The following is a 21,038-nucleotide window of genomic DNA, read 5'->3' on the forward strand; positions in this document are numbered from 1 at the left end:
AATATTTTTATGAGCGACGACAAAAAAATCATTTTCTCCATGGTGGGTGTGAATAAAATTTATCCACCCCAGAAGCAAGTACTCAAAAACATTTACCTTTCATTCTTCTACGGAGCCAAAATTGGCGTTTTGGGTCTCAATGGAAGTGGTAAATCATCATTGCTGAAAATCATTGCCGGCACTGAAGCGCCCACCGAAGGCGATGTGGTTTTTTCTCCGGGATATTCCATCGGAATGCTTGATCAGGAGCCACATCTCGACGATGACAAAACCGTAAAGCAAATTGTTGAAGAAGCCGTTCAACCGGTGGTCGATATTCTGAAAGAATACGAAGACGTCAATAATAAATTTTCTGAACCCATGAGCGACGATGAAATGAATGCCCTCATCGTCCGTCAGGGAGAGCTTACTGAACTTATTGAACAAAACGACGCATGGGAGCTCGACTCGCGTCTGGAACGAGCCATGGATGCGCTCAACTGTCCGCCATCGGATCAGTTTGTGAAAAATCTCAGCGGTGGAGAGCGCCGACGTGTTGCGCTGGTGAGGCTGCTGTTGCAAAAACCCGACATCCTGCTACTCGATGAGCCCACCAACCACCTTGATGCCGAATCGGTTCAGTGGCTCGAAAAACATTTGCAGGATTATCAGGGAACTGTCATTGCTGTTACCCACGACCGTTATTTTCTGGACAATGTAGCCGGCTGGATTCTCGAGCTCGATCGCGGCGAAGGCATCCCATGGAAAGGAAACTACAGCAGCTGGCTCGAGCAGAAATCTGCGCGACTGGCGCAGGAAGAAAAAACCGAATCGAAACGACGCAAAACTTTGGAGCGCGAACTTGAATGGATTCGCATGGCACCATCGGCCCGTCACGCCAAAGGAAAAGCACGTCTGAACGCCTACGAAAAACTGTTGAGCCAGGATGTAAAGGAAAAAGAATCAAAACTGGAGTTGTTCATTCCCGACGGTCCAAGACTTGGAAGCCAGGTGATTGAAGCCAGTAATATCAGCAAAGCTTTTGACAATAAATTACTGTTCGAAAATCTGAGTTTTGCTGTTCCGCCAAACGCCATTGTTGGCATCATCGGCCCCAACGGCGCAGGTAAAACAACATTATTCAGACTTATTATGGGTCTTGATAAAACCGACACAGGTACTTTTGTTGTTGGTGAAACAGTAAAACTGGGTTATGTTGACCAGTCGCATGCCTCGATTGATCCTGATAAAACCGTATATCAGGCTCTCAGCAACGGAGTTGACACCATTCGTGTCGGCGGCCGCGAAATCAATGCCCGGGCTTATGTGAGCAGGTTCAACTTCAACGGGCCCGATCAGGAAAAGAAATGCGGAGTACTTTCAGGAGGTGAGCGCAACCGCCTGCATCTGGCACTGGCACTTAAAGAAGAAGCCAATGTACTTTTGCTCGATGAGCCATCAAACGACATTGACATCAACACCCTGCGGGCACTCGAAGAAGGCATAGATTCCTTTGCTGGCTGCGCTATGGTTATCAGTCACGACCGATGGTTTCTCGATCGTATATGCACACATATAATGGCTTTCGAAGGCGATTCATCTGTGGTGTTTTTCGAAGGTAGCTTTAGCGAATACGAGGAAAACCGCAAAAAACGACAGGGGGACTCACCTGTAAGATTCAAATACAAAAAGCTTTCTGTTTAACAATATTTACGGGTTAAAAGTTGCTTTTTATAATACAAATTGACTAACTTGCAATAAAATTAAAGGTCATGAATGAAATAGTTGTCGGAATCGATTTTTCAAAAGGGGCTCTCAATGCACTCAAATACGCGTCACTCCTCGCCAGGGGTTTTAAATGCAAAATCACTATGCTGTGGGTTGATAAACCTTTTAATCCGGACAGCGTGTACATTGATGGCGAAAACTTCCGCGAGGGTGTTCATAAGCGCTTTGCAGAACTTATTGAAGAATACACACCGCTTGTCGGAAAAGACAATATTCAATATAAAATCCGCACAGGCAAAGTGTATGATGAAATTGCGGCCTATGCCAAACTGAACAAATGCCGCTTTGTGGTCATCGGAACCCATGGCATCAGTGGGTTTGAGGAATTATGGATTGGATCCAATGCCAACCGGGTGGTTTCCATTGCTCCCTGCCCCGCATTTACGCTGCGTCAGGATTTTTTAGTGTCCAATGCAATCCGTAAAATTGTTGTACCCATCGACCGGACCGCTGAAACAGAAATGAAAGTACCCTTCGCCATCGAAGTAGCAAAAGCATTCAATGCAGAGATTATTCTGATGAAGCTATACTCAACCAATGTTCCGCTGCTGAAGAAAAAAGTAGATGATATTGCCGACGACATTTCCGCCAAACTCCTTAAAGAAAAAATCAAGGTCAGCGTTGTGGAAAAAATCATAGTCAATATCACCAGTGATGTTCTTTCAGTGATTGAAAAAAACGATGCCGATTTACTGATAATAATGACTGAACAACAGAATCGTGCATCCAATATCATGCTTGGTGAAATGGCTCAGCAACTCGTTAACAACAGTCCGGTCCCGGTTCTCAGCATTCATCCCGACGATAAAACATCCAATTAATTTCAAGCGCTTTTCATGTACCCTGATTCACTCCACCGGATTGCCGAAGAAGCATTCCAGATTCCTGTTTCCAACGTTTTCATGCTTCCTGCATCCGGCTCCAGCAGGCGATATTTTCGGATAACATTCAGCGACGGCAAAACTGTTCTGGCCGCCGAAAATGCAGAAATACGCGAGAATAAAGCATTTATTTCTTTTGCAAAACACTTCGGCTCACAGGGATTACCGGTGCCTGAAATCCTGCATGAACACAGCGATGGGCAATTGTATTTTCAATCCGATCTGGGCAACGAAACATTATATGATTTCCTTTCTAAAAACGGACATAGCAATGAAAAAGTCCTGCATTATTACCAGCGTGCAGTCGATTATCTTTTGAAATTTCAATTCTGCCTGTCCCCCGATTACTCACTTTGCTTTCCGCGCGACCGTTTTGACCGCACCAGCATGATGTGGGATCTGAATTATTTCAAATACTATTTCCTGAAACTCGCCAATGTTCCATTCGACGAGCAAAAACTGGAACAAGATTTTTCTGCTTTCTGCAATGCATTGAACGAAGTCCCTTCCGGATTTTTTATGTACCGCGATTTTCAGTCACGCAACATAATGACTGCCGCCGATGATCTGGCTTTCGTTGATTTTCAGGGTGGACGGCGCGGGCCACTTCAATACGACCTTGCCTCGCTTCTTTACGATGCCAAAGCCAATCTCAGCAACGATTTCCGAAAACAAATTTTTGATTATTACAACAAAAAACTGACTCAACAACATCCTGAGCATAGCGAGCAATTTCAAAAATACTATTATCATTTCGTAATGCTCCGCATCATGCAGGCGTTTGGTGCATATGGCTACCGTGGCTATTATGAAAAAAAATCGCATTTCCTGCAGTCAGTGCCACTTGCAGCAGCTAACATCAAGTATTTACTCGGAGTCATTGGCTTTGGAAATGAATTTCCGGAATTATTAAAAATGTGGACACACATTGCTGAAGAATTCTATAATAATGACTCACCTGAACTTGAAAACGGCGTTCTTCATGTCGATGTTTCGAGTTTCTCGTATCGTAAAGGATATCCTTCGGGAAGTCCCGATCATGGAGGCGGATTTATTTTTGATTGCCGCGCACTACCGAATCCCGGACGCGAAGAACAATTTAAAACCCGCACCGGCAAAGATAAAGACGTTGCTGATTGGCTCCTGGAAAAACAGGAAGTTGCCGGATTTTTGAACGCTTGTTCTGATCTGGTGCAGCTTTCAGTAAATAATTATCTTGAAAGAAAATTCAAACATCTATCTGTCGCCTTTGGGTGTACAGGCGGTCAGCACCGTTCAGTCTACTGTGCAGAGAGTATGGCGCGATTGCTTGAAGAAAAATATGGTGAAAATATAAGACTGTCACTGCATCACAGGGAATTTTCGTAGCAGCGCAATAAACAAGCGACAAAATTGTCTAAATACACAAATCTGGTTATGGACATTGCTTTACTAAAGAAGGGTGATCAGCGGGCTTTTCAGGAGCTCATTGATTCTACACACAGCGATGTTTTCAAACTGGCCCTGAAATTCACTTCAAGCCGCGACGATGCAAAGGATATTTCACAGGAAGTGTATCTCGAAGCATTCAGAAATATCGGCGATTTCAGAGAAGATGCCAATATTAAAACCTGGTTATACAGAATTACCGTCAACCGCTCGCTCAATCTTATAAAAAAAAATAAGTCGAAATTTCAATCCATCAGCATTGATCGCGAAAACGAAAGTGTCGCTGGCATTACTGCTTCCGCACATTTTGCTGCCGACAAACCATTGGAGAACAAAGAGCTGCGCATACTACTTAATACAGCACTTGATCAGCTGCCGGAAAATCAACGCTCAGCTTTTCTTTTATTCAACCACGATGGAATGAGTTACAATGAAATTGCCGAAATATTAAACACTTCGCTGAGTGCTGTTGAATCGCTTATTTTCAGATCCAAAGCCAATCTCCGGAAGTTGCTCGGGGATTATTACAAAAATAATTATCAGGGAACGCAAGTTTTGAAATCAAATGATGTCAAATGAACATTCAAACAAAATGAACTGCTACGATTTCAACCATATAATTGACCTGGGAATTATTCCGGAAGAGCAACAAACACTCTTGCAGGAACACATGACGACATGCCCACAGTGCAGAAATTATTATTTACTGGTTTACAACAGTGTTGAAAACGCACATGAATTACTGAGCAACGAAGGCCCGGAACAGGGATTGGCTGCCGCAATCGGACATTTTGTTTTCAACGCAGCCCGTCAGACAAAAGCAATTCCGATGTGGATAAAATTATCATCAGCAGCTGCTGCCATTGTTTGCGGACTATTAATAGGAAGTGTCGCCTATGACGCACGTATGCAATCGGAGCAGAATCAGGAATATTCCTATTTAAGCACTGAAAATGACACGCTCTACATGGCCGAAACAACTGAAATAATGTATCGTTCATTTCTTACTGAAAACGAAGAATAATATATATGAAAAACAAAAACACCATAATCTGGATTCTGGCGATAATCAGCACCATCTCAACAACAGCGCTCATCACGCTATGGCTCATCAGACCTGCAGCGCCGGAGATGCGCCCGTTCCATCATAAACCAGATAGTGATTGCAGCAAAACAAAACAATGCGAAAACCGGATGGTGGAAAAACTGAACATGAATCCGGAACAGGCCGAAAAATATATGGCTCAGCGCAAAACACACCACGAAAAAATTGATCCGGTGTTTGATTCGCTTCGTTCACTTCGCACAAAGCTATTTGAAGAAATGGATAAATCAACTCCCGATTCAGCTGTAATAAATTCCTGCATTGCGAAAATTTCGGAACAGGAAGCCATTGTTCAGCGCGAAGGTGTAGATCATATTCTTTATATGAAGAGTTTCCTCGATCCGGTGCAATTCGATTCACTTTTGAGCATTCATTCTCACGCCATGATGCCCATGGGAAAAACGATGCATAAGGATAAAAAACGACATTGCAATTAAACTAAAACAAATAAAAACACACACATGAAACAGATTTTTTTAATGGCGGTTATTGCAGTTTTTGCAATCACATTCAGCACAGCTCAGGCGCAGCAGGGACAACCCAAAGCAGGTTGCGGCGAAGGTCAGCAAATGCACAAAGCAGGTGGATGCAGCTGCATTCCTAATCTCACCGACGAGCAGATGAAACAAATGGAACCGATGAAACTTGCATTTCAGAAAAAGAAATTAGATTTCCACAATCAGATTCAGGCCAAAAAAGCTCAGCTGATTGTTGTTTCAACAGGTGACAAGATTAATAAAGAGGAAGCTTATAAACTTATTGACGAAATTGTAGCTCTGAAAGCAACTATGGATAAAGCGCAGTTTGATCATAAAATGGCTGTCAGAGCAATTCTGACACCTGAGCAACAACTTGCTTTTGATATGCATGCTGCTAAAGGTGGCGACAATTGTGGCGGAAAAAATGGTCAGGGACAAGGCAACTTTCATGGCGGCCATGGCCAAATGATGGGTGCTGGATGCCAGGACAAAGCTGGTAAGCCAAATAGTTCATGCTGCCCTGATGGACAGAAAGCTGCCGGATGCAGCGGATCAGGCAAAGGAATGCAGCACGGACAAGGCGGTTGTTCAGGAAAATAATTCCGCTTTCAATATTATTTTAAAGGCCTTCCTTTTGGAGGGCTTTTTTATTTATTCACAACCCTTGAAGGGTTTGAAACCCTTCAAGGGTTTTTAAACAACAGCACCACCACCTGCGCAGATATTGCTTCGCCACGTCCTACGGCATCGACACCTTCGTTGGTTTTGGCTTTCACCGATACATGTGTGCGGTCCGTATTCAGCGCAGCAGCAATATTTTCGGCCATCTGCATTTTGAAAGGCATCAGCTTTGGCCGCTCTGCAACAACGACTGCGTCGATATTAATGATTTTATATCCCGCTGCAGAAACAAGTTCCATTGTTTTTTTCAGCAGAATCATGCTGTCAATTCCCTTATATGCGGGATCGGTATCGGGAAAATGCGAACCTATGTCGCCCAGTGCCAGAGCGCCAAGCAGCGCATCACACAAAGCATGAATTAACACATCGGCATCGCTGTGTCCGGATAATCCAAAATCAGAAGGGATATTGACTCCGCCAATAATCAATGGTCGTCCGGGCACCGTACGGTGAAGGTCATAACCAATTCCCTGGCGGATTTCCATTATTTAGTTGGCGTTGCTTACTTTATCGAAATTGAAAACCAGCGTAAAACGAAGTGTGTTTTCAAGCGGATTGCGCTGCTCCAATGGAATCAGATAGGAGAAATCGAGACCAAACACATTGTAGCGTAAGCCCGCTCCCAGCGTAATATATTTACGGTTTCCCTTGTTGGGATGCTCGTAGAAAAATCCAGCGCGAAGTGCAAACTGCTGATCGTACCAGTATTCTGTACCCAAACAAAAACTGAGCTCCTGCATTTCTTCCTTAAAACCTCCTGGCGCGTCTGAAAATGAGCCAAACATGCCGCTTACAATGGATCGTTTTGGATCTTTACCATCGGCTATGATATAATCACCATTCACATCCTTGATGGGCTGACCAGCTGAATCCTCAGCGTAGATGGGCGGTGTAGGCACAAGCAGTTTGTTGAAATCGAAAGTAAACATCAGCTGGTTATAATCGTCAAGGTCTAATGTGAGTGAAGGCCCAAGACGCATATTGATCGGAATAAACGAGCGGTCCTGATTTTCGGTATAAGTAATTTTTGCACCAATGTTTGAAATGTCGGCACCAAACGCAAGAACAGCAGGTGTTTTGCCCAATTCAATTTCTTTTTGGTAGAAAAAAGCAATGTCTGTTGCAATAGATTGTCCGGGTTTTGACTGTGCTCCGTTTACAAAAATGCCTCCCGTAAGATTTGAATAGATATATCTCAGTGCAATAGCACCACTGATATAATCCGAAAACTTACGGCTATATGCTGCATCAACGGCAAATTCGTTTGGACTGAACTGCCCGATTTCTGTTCCAACATTGTCGGTGAAAACAATGTTTCCAAGAGAGAAATAACGCAAAGAGCCGGCAATAACCTGGTCATCGTCGAGTTTTTTGTAACCGGTGAGATAACCCAAGCTAATATCATTGACCAGCTGACTAAGCCAGGGACTGTAAGAAACAGAGAACCCAACGTTTTTATCAATGAAGGCATATTTTGCCGGATTGTAATGCATGGAATAAACATCAGGAGAGGTTCCTGCACCGGCATCACCCATGGCGCCACCTCTGGCGTCGGGAGCAATCAGGAGAAAAGGAACTGCAGTTGTGATAGTGTTTATGCCGTATGCCTGTTCAGTAAGGTCCTGACTCGATTGCGACCAAGCGCTATTGGCCGAAGCCAGCAGCACTACCAAAGAAAATATTGAAACGAGGAACTTCATACAAAATCTGTTATTTGGGTTTGCAAAATTACAATTTATTATTTACTTCAAAATTACCAGCTTTTCCGACTTCTCGGCATACTGGCCATCAGAATTCTTCACGCGCAGACGATAAATATACACCCCCCGGGCAAGCGGTGAACCATAGTCGTCTTTACCATCCCATTCAATCGGATCTGCGCGAAAACCATTGGTGTTTACGTTGCGCGCAATCGTTTTTACAAGTTTTCCGGTTATGGTGAAAACCTGAATCTGAACATCGAGTCCACAGCAAGGCTGATTGTGCTCAAACCAGAATTCTGTTTGCGTAGTGAACGGGTTGGGATAATTCAGAACATGTGTCAGGGCCAGTCCGGCCGATGATGAAACAATGAATTCAATGCTGGCCTCAGAAGAGTTATTGAGAATATCCCAGGCTTTCAGTACAATTGTGTGCGGCCCTTCCGAAAGAGATTTGAACGGATATCGCACTGTGCCATTGGTATAACTGTCTTTCTCTGCTTCGTAATAGTCGTTGAGTAAAACAGACTCAGCAGAATTGCCATCGAGTGTGGCTGTAATATCATGGCCGATTCCGGTGCCAACCGTATTTATACCGCTCTCATCGCTCAGGTTGGCCAGAATCACCGGGTTCTCGTTGGTAGTTCCACCGCTCACAAAGAGTTCGGAATTGAGAAACAAATTGATCTCCGGGCCTGCGTTATCATCAAGAATTGTATCCGAGCTGCCACCGATAATGAAATCTTCATACCAGCCGGTAGCGTCGATGCTGCCATTCTCAGCATAATAGCTTATTCTTCCGTTTCCGTATGAATATTGAATATCCTTGGGTACAATGAACGAAAAGCTGAAATCACCATTGATTATGCTTGCTTTCCCTTTGTAAATAACACTCTTCTGGAGCATAAACGGTGCTACATGATTTACGGCCGGATCGTTGGCAAGCGTTTTCAGTTCAATGGATTTGTCATACACAGTCGGATACAATGTGCCATTGAAATCAGTCATTTTCACTCCTGCAGGATCTGCAATGTAACCTTTGATGGTCACATGTTTCAATGCCGAAATGGTATCATTGAAGCCGGATACACTCGTGCCGTTTATTTCCGTTGTTATCACCTGATTTTCCGGTATCGACATCGTTAGTGCCGGATCGCCCATCAGCATGAAATTTCGCAATTGCAGTACTGAGCCATTTTCTGTTTTCGAATAAGCTGTCAATTCGCCCAAGGATAGGTAGCGTCCACTGCTTATGTCGAATGCCACGTTGTAGAACGAATTGTTAAAAGCATTGTTTTGGCCTGAATAAGAAAGACGCGTTGTCGTAATCAAGGAAATACCACCTCCATTGGGATTCAGAAAAACATATTCGCCTGCAGAAGTCCTGCCTGGGTCATCGAATCGGCTGAATTCGCAGGTGGCCGTAATAAACACAGGCATATTGCAGCCATTGGTCCAGCCCTGAATGGTCGGCACATCGAGAATTCTTTCCAAAGTCCACCCGACTTCACCACCATGACCGGTGTAGTTAACAATCAGTGCTCCTTTTTCAACCCGCTGCCGGATCGCATCGTTCGCTTCCGGGCATCGTTCTCCACCCGTTGTACTGACTTGTTTATATGCATCCAGATAAACCTTGTCTATGTTCAGAAAATCATTCACTGTGTCAAGTCTTTCAGCAATTCCATCTGCCTGATCAAAATGCGAATTATTGTCTCCGTCGTCAGCTACAAAGCAAATCTGATTGCGCCAGTCGGCCATGTTTGAAACAATGCAGGCCCCTTCTGAGCAATCGTTTCCGGAGGATACAATTTTGATTTCCGAGGTGTATTTCCGGAGCTTGGCAACAACAGCATCGGCTTCCTCGGTTGAGTTTACTGGCAAACGGCCAATTGCAATATCAAGACTGCCATTGCAATCATATCCTTCGTTGTCATCCAACAGACCAAAGTAATCGTCGGAAGCATACGAATCAGGTGGTGAAAAAGAATTCAATGATTCAAAAGTCGGAACCAGATTGTTGTTGTCGGTGATTCTGTTTTTGTAATCGTACGATGCGTCTCCCAGCAATAAAAGAAATTTTGGCATTTCGTCCGGCGAAAACGCGCGATCGTAAAACATTTTCACAAAGTCGCGAATTGCTGACGGATCTTGCTTGCCTCCGGAAAATTCGTTGTAAATTTCTTCCGGAGAAACCACCAGATAACTATACCCTTCCTTCTGCTCATGCAATTGCCCTATCGAAGCGGCCTGTGAACGGAAAGTCGGATACGTGACGATTAAATAATCTGTTTGTGTAAGTGCATGTAGATTCTGATTATCAACTGTTCCGACATAAGCCGGTGTATGAAAAAGAACACCATTATAAGCAATGAACTGTTTCAGTGAATCGTTCGGAATCCGGAACGAATAAGAGCCCGAGGCAAGGTTTCCCTCAACCAGGGCCGGTTTCAGCGGATTGCTGATGTCCCATATCTGAAGTGAATTGTCGGCATTTGCAACCGAATATTCGGCAATATTTCCAGCACCACTTATGTTCGGATTTCTGAAAACCATCTGGTTTCCTGCAAAGGTCAGATTGCGCCATGATGAAACTTCAACATAATCAAGCCAGCCCATGGCTTCGGCATTTCCATTCTGATAATAAGAAATCGTTACCGGAACAGATGGCGAAGCCGGGAAAAACGATAAAAAAGAACTACCTGTTTTTGCATAATCACTGGTGTAGCCAGAGGTTGATGCAATAACTGCTGTATCAACATGCGATCCTGACGAAATGGTGAAATAGCTAGCACTGGAAGAGCGGCCAGCCATTACTGTGCGGACAGTCACGAGCGAATCGGTACAGACATTAGCAAACGAAAAAGTATAGTTCTTTGATAATGAGGTCGATTCGAATACATCGCCAAACCAGTTTTTGCCGCTTTTTATCAGATTGTATTGATTTTGCTCATATGCAGAGAAATCCAGAAAGTTCGATACGTTGTGCGTGGCTGGGTCTGTCACCGAAGCAATTGTGCCGATGCGCAATCCCGGGCCATTGTCAAAAGTGAGAAAACAGACGTTTTTATCATTGAAAAGATTGTAATCGTGAACAAAGGAGTCTCCCGATTCCTGAGTCCAGTAAAGTATCCCTTCGGTGTAAAACAGAAAATAATCGCCCGGATCAAAAGTTCCGTCAGAACCGTCATTGACAAAAATGGCATTTTCTACAAGGTCGTCATATCTGGCTTCAGCATTATTCTCCGGGAGCATTCTCGGTCCATTGTTGAACAAACGAATATTGGCAGAATTAATGGATGAGACGTCAATGCCCCAATCCTCGAGGTTTTCGTAGCTGATTTTATGAATGCCCGCCTGCGAAGTATTTATTTTAAACCAGGTTCCGCTTTCCAGGATCGAGGCCGAAGCATACGTTCTTTTCGATGAAGGCGTATCTGTTTTGCCGGACACTTCCTGACCGTCCAGTTGATAACTCACCAGACGCTCAATTTCGCCAGTCGATTTGTTTTTACGGAGACAACCAATAAAAACGCTGGTGTATAATGTTTTTCTTATTTCGGAGGTTCTGGTTCTGACAGAAAAATTTTCAGGGATATCAGCAATAATTTCTGCAGGTAAAACCGATGCGTCGATTTTTTCGACAACTATATTATTTAATGTAGGCTGAAATGAGTTTTGAGCTGAAGAAATTTTCACATTCTCTACAAAACACGGTATTTTATCGAAATCCGTCAACACCGTGTTAGAGAAAGGGAACAAAGCCGTTTCGCTCCTCTTCGGTTCCGAAAAGCGATTTTGCTGCGCATTTAGCAACACGCTGAAAATCATTAATATAGAGAAACTCAGAAATCGCATATTTGAGAAATTCAGGTAAGTATCGGCAAAATAACAACAATCCACTGGAATTATTGTCCCAACAACGTTAAAATATAAATTTGAAAGGAATATTTGCAAAAAGTCAAAACGGATTAATAAATTCTCTTATCTTTGTAACCTTTCAGAGAAAAACCAAGTATAAAATTTTCAGACCAAAGTTGGTGTTTTTCTGAAAAGTATTTATATTTTTGTCATTAAATTCTACATCCATGACAGGACGTTTTACGCGGATAATATTAACTACAGCAGTAATTGCTGTTATGTCGATATGGGAAGTAAAGGCCCAGGATCCACATTTTTCGCAATACTACGCCAATCCGTTGTATCTTAATCCGGCTATGGCAGGTGCTCCCATCTGTCCGCGCATGATTTTGAATTACAGAAACCAATGGCCTGGTATTTCCGGTCAATATGTCACCTACAATGCGTCGTATGACCAGCATGTAGACGCCCTTTCAGGCGGAATCGGTGTTTTGGTCAACGTTGACCGCGCAGGAGAAGGAACGCTGAGCACGACCATGGCCAGCGGAATTTATTCCTACAAACTCGATCTGAACCGAAAATTGTCTCTCAAAGCCGGTATTCAGGCTACGTTCCTGCAGAAAAACCTTGACTGGACAAAACTCACATTCCCGGATCAGATTGATCCGCGCCATGGATTTGTTTTCAACACCAATGAAGTTTATCCCGAAGACGGCCTGACCAAAACTGTAGCAGATTTTGGTACTGGACTCGTGTTATACAGTGAACGATTCTTTGCCGGTGTCGCTGCTCATCACCTTACCACACCAAATGAAGGATTCATAAGTTATTCAGAATTGCCGCTCAAATGGACTGCACATGCAGGAGCCATCATCAGCATCGAAGGTGACAATAGCCGCAAACGTACGGTTGAAGAAACCAGTCTTTCTCCTAACATCATGTTTCAGAAACAGGGGCAGTTTGAGCAATTCAACTACGGTTGCTATCTGAATAAATATCCATTTGTTGTTGGTACCTGGTTTCGTCAGAGTCTTGACAATCCAGATGCAGTCATTGTGTTGCTCGGATTTGTTCAGCCAACATTCAAATTTGGTTACAGCTACGACCTGACTGTTTCAAAACTGACCAATGCTTCTGGTGGTGCCCATGAATTTTCTTTGACCCTTCAGTTTGAATGTTCACCAAAGCAAAAAAGGGTAAGACCTATCACATGTCCGTCATTCTAACACAATAACAGGCAGGTGTTTTTAGTTATTAAATAATATTGAACCGAAAATTTCACGAACATGCTCAATAAAAACAGGATTTTAAAAGGGTTTCTCGTTCTGGGGCTAATCTCTCTGTCGCTGTCTTCATGCTACAAAGAGCGGTCTCGTACCACAGCGTGGTATTACAACGATCCTAAATGGGGTGGCTTCGAAGTTGTCCCTTACGATCAACAGGAAACAGGCCCCGGTCTCATCCTGATCGAAGGCGGGACCTTTGTTATGGGCCGCACCGAACAGGAAGTTCCATACAAATGGGATAATATTCCACGCCGTGTAACTGTGTCATCCTTTTATATGGATATGGCCGAAGTTTCAAACGTTGATTATCGCGAGTATCTTTACTGGCTGTCACGCGTTTTCGGCGTTGATTATCCCGAAGTAATTGATCAGGCTTTGCCTGACACTCTTGTATGGCGCTCACGCCTCGGCTATAACGAGCCCTACGTGGAGTATTATCTCCGCCATCCGGCATATGCGTTCTATCCTGTGGTAGGTGTTAGCTGGGTACAAGCCAATCGCTATTGCGAATGGAGAACCGACCGCGTTAACGAATATATCATGATTCGTGAAGGCATCCTTAAAATTGACCCCAACCAGCAAAACGAAGAGAACTTCAATACCGATGCGTATCTGGCCGGCCAATTCGAAGGTGTCGTTAAAAATGACCTCTACGATCTTAATCCCAACGGCTCAGGAACACGTAAAGTTCGTATGGAAGACGGTATCATGCTGCCGAAGTACAGACTCCCAACCGAAGCAGAATGGGAATTTGCCGCTCTTGGACTCATCGGAAACACGCTGTTTGAGCGCGTTATTGAGCGCAGAATCTATCCGTGGAACGGTCACCTGCTCCGCACCGATTATTACAAAAACATGGGCGAATTCGTAGCCAACTTCAAACGTGGCCGCGGAGACAACATGGGTGTTGCCGGCAATCTCAACGATGCCGCCGATATCACAGCACCCGTTTATTCATACTGGCCAAACGACTACGGACTTTATAATATGTCCGGTAACGTGGCTGAATGGGTACTCGACGTTTATCGTCCACTTTCATACGAAGATTTCGACGACTTCCGTTCATTCCGTGGTAACGAGTTCAAAACCAAGGTTACGGACGAAGAAGGTCTGATTGCAGAAAAAGATAGCCTCGGACGTATCCAGTGGAGACCTGTCAATCAGGAAGAAGCTGCTAATCGCCGCAACTATCGTTACTCCGATAACCGCAATTTCCTTGACGGCGACTATTCATCCTCTATTTATTATGGCGATGACATGATGAAAGAAGGCGAATACGAAAACAAGCTGATGTACGAATATTCAAAATCATCTATGGTCAACAACACCGCCCGCGTTTACAAAGGTGGATCATGGAAAGACCGTGCATACTGGCTCAGCCCGGGAACTCGCCGCTACCTCGATCAGGAACTCTCTACCGATTTTATCGGATTCCGTTGCGCCATGATTCGTGTGGGTAGCCCAATCGGATTTTAATAAATCGAAAAATACTTAACTTTACCCCCATCTAACCCATGGGGGTTTTTTTATGGATATAAATCAACTCTATCAAAAAATCAGGACGTCGGCAGGTATTTCTACCGACACCCGCACTCTTAGACCGGGTATGGTCTTCTTTGCGTTGAAAGGAGACACTTTCGACGCCAATGAATTCGTGCAGCAGGCCATTGACGCCGGCGCGGCGCTTGTTGTGACACAGAATCCAGCATTCATTGATAATCCGGCCTGTTTCTACACGACCGATTCTCTCAACACCTTACAGGAAGCAGCAGTAATCAGACGTAATCTGCTGAAAGCAGTGGTCATTGGTATTACCGGTACAAACGGGAAAACCACAACCAAGGAACTCATTCGGGAAGCTCTTTCAACCGCAGGGACCGTGTATTCGACTCAGGGGAATCTCAATAATCATATCGGCGTTCCGCTCACACTCTTATCTATAAAAGATGATGCGAATTTTGCCATTGTCGAAATGGGGGCCAATCATCCGGGTGAAATTGAGTTTCTGTGCAACATTGCACGTCCCGACTTTGGAATAATTACAAACATCGGGCGGGCACACCTCGACGGATTTGGCAGCTTTGAAGGTGTTGTGAAAACAAAATCAGAGTTATACAAATACATTAAAGAACACAACGGAAAAATCTTTGCAAATGAAGATGATCTGTTTCTGATCTCACTTTCCGAAGGATATGACAGAATTCTATTTGGTACAAAAAGTCTTGTTGCCACAACGGTAAGTGATGGGAATCCACATCTGCGCTGCCACTGGAGCTGGAATAATAAAAAATATTTCACCGAAACCAAACTCACTGGTTATTACAATTTGCCCAATCTGCTTGCAGCTGTGTCAATAGGGTTGTATTTCGGCGCAGATCCGGAATTGCTGAGCAAAAAACTGTCGGAATACACTCCTTCAAACATGCGATCACAATGGGTCGAAACGGATAGAAACCATTTGATTCTGGATGCATACAACGCCAATCCATCAAGCATGGCTGTAGCACTCAATAATTTCGCGCAGTTACGAACAGAAAAAAAACTTCCGATTTTGGGCGACATGCTTGAACTTGGCTCCTACAGCAACACAGAGCATCGTGCAATTCTTGAGCTACTTACAGAACTCAGGTTCACTTCGGCAATTCTGATTGGACCTTGTTTCAGTAAATTCAGAAATGAATTTCCGGCTTTTCTGTTCTTCAATGACGCAGCAGAGGCCCGAACGGCACTAACAAAAAACGTGACCAGCAAATTCACCATTCTGCTCAAAGGTTCGCGCGGGATTGGCGTTGATGCACTTAAAGATATTTTCTGATGGAAAAATTCAATATTTATGAATGGAATACAGGCGTGGGAATGATGTCGGGCACTTCGCTTGATGGCATTGACATTGCCATTTGTTCGTTTCGATTCAATAATAATAAATGGGAATACAGAATTGATGATGCGGTCACATTTCCGTATGTGGACGAAGTGAAGTCGTTGATTCTGGAAATGCCTGGTATGAGTGGTTCAGAGCTGGTCATCGCAGACCGGAAGCTAGGAAAATATTACGGGCAATTACTTTCAGGATATCTGATGGCCATGGGCGAAACGCCCTTATTTGTTGCTTCGCATGGACACACCATTTTTCATGAACCTGTCCAAGGCATGACGTATCAGGCAGGACATGGCGCTGCCATCGCTGCAGAAACCGGATTGCCGGTGGTCTGTGATTTCCGGAGCAGCGACGTAGCACTGGGAGGACAAGGCGCGCCACTGGTGCCGATCGGCGATGAATTGCTGTTCACTGATTTTGATGCACTTGTGAATCTGGGCGGTTTCGCAAATATTTCAATGCGCTTGAATAATGAACGAATTGCTTACGATATTTGTCCGGTCAATATTGTTTTGAATCATTTTGCACACAAGCTTGGCCACGAATATGACCGTTCCGGAGCGTTGGCTGCCAGCGGGACAGCCGATAAACACCTGCTTGCCAAACTCGATGCCCTTCCCTATTATTCGGCCAGTCATCCCAAGTCGCTTGGAAGGGAATGGGTGGAAACAGAATTCCTGCCAATGATTGAAAACAGCGGCATTAAAAACACGAATGATATTCTATGTACATTAGCACTACATGCGGCAGGGCAGATAGTCCGAGCCTGCGGCGAAAATAAATCAGTGCTGTTTACAGGAGGTGGAATCAAAAATAATTTTCTCGCTGACACTATCAAGGAATCACTGCAAGAGCGCATGATCATTCCTGATGAAACGACCATTGATTTTAAAGAAGCACTGATTTTTGCGTTTATGGGCTGGCTGCGGCTGAATAAAAAACCCAACACAATCCCTTCTGCAACTGGCGCCAGTAAAGCAATCAGCGCCGGTGCGGTTTTCATACCGTAAAAATTTTTAACGTAGTGAAATATTTTTCATTTCTTCAGCGTTTTAATTAACATGCCGCTGTTGACAATAAACATTGGTTGTAAAAATCCTGAAAGCTAATACAAGGTACTTTTACTTCAAAATCACTCACTATGTTTTCGAATATTCTTCTTCAGATTGTTAAGGGCGGAGATTCGGTTGCAGCAGCCACCGCCGATACAGTACAAAAGACCGTTGAAACTGCAAGTCAGCAATACGACACTCTTTCATTTTGGGATCTGGCTCTAAAAGGTGGCCCTGTAATGATTCCCATTGCATTACTGCTCATCATTGCCGTTTATATTTTCTTTGACCGATACATAGCAACCAGCAAAGCCGCGAAAGAAGACAGCGGATTCATGGCCAATATTAAGCACTTCATCACTGAAGGAAAAATTGATCAGGCAAAGGCCATGTGCCTGAGTAATCCGACCCCGATGGCACGCATGATTGAAAAAGGAATTTCACGTATTGGACGACCATTAAATGACATCACCTCGGCCATCGAAAATGAAGGAAAACTTCAAGTTGCGCGACTGGAAAAAAGCATCGCATTCTTGTCAACAATTTCCGGAGTCGGGCCAATGATTGGGTTTTTAGGAACAGTAACCGGTATGATCACAGCATTTTACGACCTTTCAAAATCAGGAAACAACCTTGATATTGCATTGCTTTCGGGAGGCATTTACGAAGCAATGGTAACAACCGTTGCCGGTTTAATCGTGGGTATTCTTGCCACACTGGCCTACAACGTTATTGTTGCACGCGTTGAAAAAATCGTTTATATCCTCGAAGCACGTTCTACCGAATTTATGGATATTCTGAACGAACCGGCATAAAACAACACTTATGAATATCAAAACAAGAAATAAACGATCAACAGATTTCAATTCAGCATCCATGTCGGACCTGGTGTTTCTGTTGCTGATATTCTTCATGCTGACATCGACTTTAGTTAGTCCGAACGCAATAAAATTACTGCTTCCAAGCAGCACCAGCGAACGAGTTCCGGTTGAAAAAAAAGCGGTAAATGTCTACATTGATGATCAGTTTCAATATTCCATCGACCAGGTCATTCTCGATGCAGCAGGACTTCGTGAAGGAATTAAATCAAGGCTCGACGGGCAAACAGAAGCATCTGTAGTTCTACGTTCCGACGCTACAGTGCCAATTCAGTTTGCAGTAAACGTTATCGATGTAGTAAACTCAATCAACAAGGAAAAGGGAACCAAGCATAAAGTAATTCTGGCTACAAGACCCGAAGACAAACTGTAACAGCTAATAAACACAATCATGAAATCGAAAAGAAAAATATCATCGGCATTGTTGACATTGGCATTCTGCGGTGGCATTGTTGTTTTGCTTTTTCTGTTCGCTTTCCGAACTCCGCTACCTCTTCCCGAAGAAGAAGGAGTAGTGATTGAAACCAATGCTGGCGGCGGTGGCGGCGGATCAGATGAATATTTCGATCAGGAATTTTATGAAGAAATGTCAAGCGACAATGTTGGAGAAACCAATGATGATGTAATCACACAGGATGTAGAAAATGTAAATTATAACGCAGGTCAGCAAAACACAACCACCAATGATAGACCAAAAGTGGATAACCGCATCAGTAATTTCAGCTGGGGGCAAGGAAACGGTACCGGAACTGGCACTGGAAGCGGAACAGGATCTGGCACAGGAACAGGATCCGGCACAGGCGTAGGCCCCGGCGATGGCCCTGGCACTGGCCCCGGAAGCGGTCCCGGCTATTCACTGAAGGGACGTGGTGCCAAAAGCATTCCTACGCCCAAATACACCGAAGATGATCAGGGAAAAGTAGTCGTGACAATTTGGGTCGATCGTGAAGGAAAAGTAACACGTGCAGAACCCGGCGCCATTGGTACAACCGTTTCAAATCCTTCATTGTGGACCGCCGCAAAAAATGCAGCTCTTCAGGCAAAATTTTCTACAAATGAAAGCGCTCCTGAAGTGCAGAAAGGTACAATTACTTATACCTTTATAAAGCTGAATTAATCACAGTTCATAAAGTATAAAGGCACTTCAATCATCGTACTGAAGCGGCTTTATAAACTTTACATACTTTCTACTTTCCACTTTCTTTGGGAGGATAATCGAGCGAATAATGCAACCCCCTGCTCTCTTTACGTTCCAGCGCCATTTTGATGATCAGATATCCAACTGAAATCATATTGCGAAGTTCGCAGATTTCTTTTGTTACAACCGATTTTTTATACAGGTCTTCTGTTTCTTCATACAGGATTTTCAGGCGGTCTAATGCGCGTTTTAAGCGAAGATTGGAGCGCACAATTCCGACATAGCTACCCATGATGGAATTAAGCTCTTTTCGTGTTTGTGTGATGAGCACCATTTCCTCGTTCAGCGCAGTTCCTTCAGCATCCCAGACAGGGATTTCGTTGTTATACTCAATATGTTTAACTGCTTCGATGGCATCCATAGCAGCCCGATGACTGAATACGGCAGCCTCAAGCAATGAATTGGAAGCAAGTCGGTTTGCTCCATGCAAGCCAGTGCAAGACACTTCACCAGTCGCGTACAAATTTTTAATATTATTGCGACCAGATTCATCAACCTTTATTCCGCCGCACTGATAGTGGGCTGCAGGCACTACCGGAATCATGTCGCGCGAAATATCAACGCCTTTGCTCAGACAATGCGCAAAAATTGTTGGGAAATGATCCAGCAACATTTTCTTTCCGAGATGCCGTGCATCCAGGTATAAATGATCGGCACCACTGACTTTCATTTCATTATCGATGGCACGGGCAACAATATCTCGAGGCGCCAGCGACTGACGTGCGTCGTATTTCTGCATAAATTCCTTGCCGTCGTAGGTCTTCAGAATTGCTCCGGCACCGCGCAGAGCCTCAGTTATAAGAAATGCAGGTTTTTCGGTTGGATAATAAAAAGCCGTTGGATGAAACTGTACAAATTCCATATTTTCCACAGCGCCCTTGGCACGGTACACCATAGCGACTCCGTCTCCGGTAGCCACTTCCGGGTTAGTAGTAACCCCATAAACATTACCGCTGCCACCGGTAGCAATCAGTGTGATTTTCGAAATATAAGTATCGACTTTCCCGGTTTCCGGATTTAAAACATAGGCTCCAAAGCAAGTAATATTCTCGGATTTCTTGGTGACGTTTTTTCCCAAATGATGCTCCGTTATTATTTCAATCGTGAAATAATTCTCAAGCACGGTAATATTTGGATGCTCGCGAATCTGTTGTGTAAGCGCGCGCTGGATCTCGGCTCCGGTACGATCCTTATAATGAAATATTCTTTTTTCACTGTGGCCTCCTTCTCTGGCCAGATCATATTCACCGTCGGTATTCTTGTCGAACTGTGTTCCAAAATTTATCATCTCTATGATTCGTTCAGTGCTTTCTTCGATAGTGAATCGGACAACATTTTCATTGTTGAGTCCTGCGCCAGCAATAATGGTGTCGCGAATATGTTTTTCGTACGAGTCAGGGCCATACATCACGCCTGCAATTCCTCCCTGTGCATAATGAGTGGCGGTTTCATCCAAAGCTGATTTTGTAAGAATGACAACCTTGCCATAAGGCGCCACTTTCAGTGCATATGTAAGACCGGCGATGCCACTGCCGATGATCAGAAAATCGCAGTATTGCTTCATCTGTTCAGATGTTGATAATATACAAATTTACAAATTCTGAAAGAACCAAATAAATGCGCCGGATCAACGCATTTAAATAACTGCACATACTTCTGATTAGCTCATCCGATGCCGTCTTCAAGCATACAATGCCCTGCCTTTACAACCTTTGTTACACAGAGTTTAAAGGAGTACACACAGAGTATCCTTTAGATTTGCCCCCGAATACATTTCAACGCAAATTCGTAGAAGTATTTCAAAATTCGGATTCAATTAACCGGAGGAATAGAGGTGAACTAAA

Annotated in this window: 18 protein-coding genes; 14 read left to right on the plus strand and 4 right to left on the minus strand. The window is 44.0% G+C overall.

What is annotated here, in order from left to right; translation table 11 throughout:
• Nucleotides 1-9 precede the first annotated feature (9 nt).
• The 7 genes from A2W93_12890 to A2W93_12920 all read left to right on the plus strand — a co-directional run bounded on the left by A2W93_12890 (nucleotide 10) and on the right by A2W93_12920 (nucleotide 6,260).
• The gene (locus tag A2W93_12890; GenBank protein ID OFY54676.1) at nucleotides 10-1,683 is read left to right on the plus strand and encodes an energy-dependent translational throttle protein EttA; all 1,674 of its coding nucleotides are present in this window, start codon (nucleotides 10-12) and stop codon (nucleotides 1,681-1,683) included.
• Between the two features lie 68 nt (nucleotides 1,684-1,751).
• The gene (locus A2W93_12895; GenBank protein ID OFY54677.1) at nucleotides 1,752-2,588 is read left to right on the plus strand and encodes a hypothetical protein; all 837 of its coding nucleotides are present in this window, start codon (nucleotides 1,752-1,754) and stop codon (nucleotides 2,586-2,588) included.
• 15 nt (nucleotides 2,589-2,603) lie between these two features.
• The gene (locus tag A2W93_12900) at nucleotides 2,604-4,016 is read left to right on the plus strand and encodes a hypothetical protein (GenBank protein OFY54678.1); all 1,413 of its coding nucleotides are present in this window, start codon (nucleotides 2,604-2,606) and stop codon (nucleotides 4,014-4,016) included.
• Nucleotides 4,017-4,064: 48 nt separating this feature from the next.
• The gene (locus A2W93_12905; protein ID OFY54679.1) at nucleotides 4,065-4,655 is read left to right on the plus strand and encodes a hypothetical protein; all 591 of its coding nucleotides are present in this window, start codon (nucleotides 4,065-4,067) and stop codon (nucleotides 4,653-4,655) included.
• Nucleotides 4,642-5,100: a hypothetical protein gene (locus A2W93_12910; GenBank protein ID OFY54680.1), complete on the plus strand. Its 459-nt coding sequence runs from the start codon at nucleotides 4,642-4,644 to the stop codon at nucleotides 5,098-5,100. The genes A2W93_12905 and A2W93_12910 overlap by 14 nt, the downstream gene beginning before the upstream one ends.
• A gap of 5 nt (nucleotides 5,101-5,105) precedes the next feature.
• Nucleotides 5,106-5,618, plus strand: a complete 513-nt coding sequence (locus A2W93_12915; GenBank protein OFY54681.1) for a hypothetical protein — start codon at nucleotides 5,106-5,108, stop codon at nucleotides 5,616-5,618.
• Nucleotides 5,619-5,642: 24 nt separating this feature from the next.
• Nucleotides 5,643-6,260 (plus strand): hypothetical protein, encoded by a 618-nt coding sequence (locus A2W93_12920; GenBank protein OFY54682.1) that lies wholly within the window; start codon nucleotides 5,643-5,645, stop codon nucleotides 6,258-6,260.
• Nucleotides 6,261-6,343: 83 nt separating this feature from the next.
• Here the strand turns inward: A2W93_12920 and A2W93_12925 are convergent, their stop codons facing one another.
• From A2W93_12925 to A2W93_12935, 3 genes are read right to left on the minus strand one after another with little or no spacing between them, the layout of a single operon-like run.
• A complete protein-coding gene (locus A2W93_12925; GenBank protein OFY54683.1) occupies nucleotides 6,344-6,826 on the minus strand; it encodes a 2-C-methyl-D-erythritol 2,4-cyclodiphosphate synthase in 483 nt (160 codons plus the stop codon).
• A 3-nt stretch (nucleotides 6,827-6,829) separates the two neighbouring features.
• Nucleotides 6,830-8,041, minus strand: coding sequence for a hypothetical protein (locus A2W93_12930; protein OFY54684.1), 1,212 nt, complete (start codon nucleotides 8,039-8,041; stop codon nucleotides 6,830-6,832).
• A 42-nt stretch (nucleotides 8,042-8,083) separates the two neighbouring features.
• Nucleotides 8,084-11,899, minus strand: coding sequence for a hypothetical protein (locus tag A2W93_12935; protein OFY54685.1), 3,816 nt, complete (start codon nucleotides 11,897-11,899; stop codon nucleotides 8,084-8,086).
• A 230-nt stretch (nucleotides 11,900-12,129) separates the two neighbouring features.
• Here A2W93_12935 and A2W93_12940 point away from each other — a divergent pair, with 230 nt between their 5' ends.
• The 7 genes from A2W93_12940 to A2W93_12970 all read left to right on the plus strand — a co-directional run bounded on the left by A2W93_12940 (nucleotide 12,130) and on the right by A2W93_12970 (nucleotide 19,113).
• Nucleotides 12,130-13,128 carry a hypothetical protein gene (locus A2W93_12940; protein OFY54686.1) on the plus strand — a complete coding sequence of 333 codons (999 nt, stop codon included), beginning with the start codon at nucleotides 12,130-12,132 and terminating at the stop codon, nucleotides 13,126-13,128.
• Nucleotides 13,129-13,188: 60 nt separating this feature from the next.
• Nucleotides 13,189-14,664, plus strand: a complete 1,476-nt coding sequence (locus A2W93_12945) for a gliding motility lipoprotein GldJ (protein ID OFY54687.1) — start codon at nucleotides 13,189-13,191, stop codon at nucleotides 14,662-14,664.
• A gap of 52 nt (nucleotides 14,665-14,716) precedes the next feature.
• Nucleotides 14,717-16,003 (plus strand): hypothetical protein, encoded by a 1,287-nt coding sequence (locus A2W93_12950; protein OFY54688.1) that lies wholly within the window; start codon nucleotides 14,717-14,719, stop codon nucleotides 16,001-16,003.
• Nucleotides 16,003-17,076 (plus strand): anhydro-N-acetylmuramic acid kinase, encoded by a 1,074-nt coding sequence (locus tag A2W93_12955; GenBank protein OFY54689.1) that lies wholly within the window; start codon nucleotides 16,003-16,005, stop codon nucleotides 17,074-17,076. Before A2W93_12950 ends, A2W93_12955 begins: the two co-directional genes overlap by 1 nt.
• Nucleotides 17,077-17,207: 131 nt before the next feature.
• Nucleotides 17,208-17,933 carry a biopolymer transporter ExbB gene (locus tag A2W93_12960; protein ID OFY54690.1) on the plus strand — a complete coding sequence of 242 codons (726 nt, stop codon included), beginning with the start codon at nucleotides 17,208-17,210 and terminating at the stop codon, nucleotides 17,931-17,933.
• Between the two features lie 10 nt (nucleotides 17,934-17,943).
• A complete protein-coding gene (locus A2W93_12965; GenBank protein ID OFY54691.1) occupies nucleotides 17,944-18,369 on the plus strand; it encodes a hypothetical protein in 426 nt (141 codons plus the stop codon).
• 18 nt (nucleotides 18,370-18,387) lie between these two features.
• The gene (locus A2W93_12970; GenBank protein OFY54692.1) at nucleotides 18,388-19,113 is read left to right on the plus strand and encodes a hypothetical protein; all 726 of its coding nucleotides are present in this window, start codon (nucleotides 18,388-18,390) and stop codon (nucleotides 19,111-19,113) included.
• Between the two features lie 70 nt (nucleotides 19,114-19,183).
• Here A2W93_12970 and A2W93_12975 read toward each other — a convergent pair whose 3' ends face one another.
• Nucleotides 19,184-20,758 carry an L-aspartate oxidase gene (locus tag A2W93_12975; GenBank protein ID OFY54693.1) on the minus strand — a complete coding sequence of 525 codons (1,575 nt, stop codon included), beginning with the start codon at nucleotides 20,756-20,758 and terminating at the stop codon, nucleotides 19,184-19,186.
• Between the last annotated feature and the right edge of the window lie 280 nt (nucleotides 20,759-21,038).

This window comes from Bacteroidetes bacterium GWF2_43_63, from assembly GCA_001769275.1.
Classification (GTDB): Bacteria; Bacteroidota; Bacteroidia; order Bacteroidales; family DTU049; genus GWF2-43-63.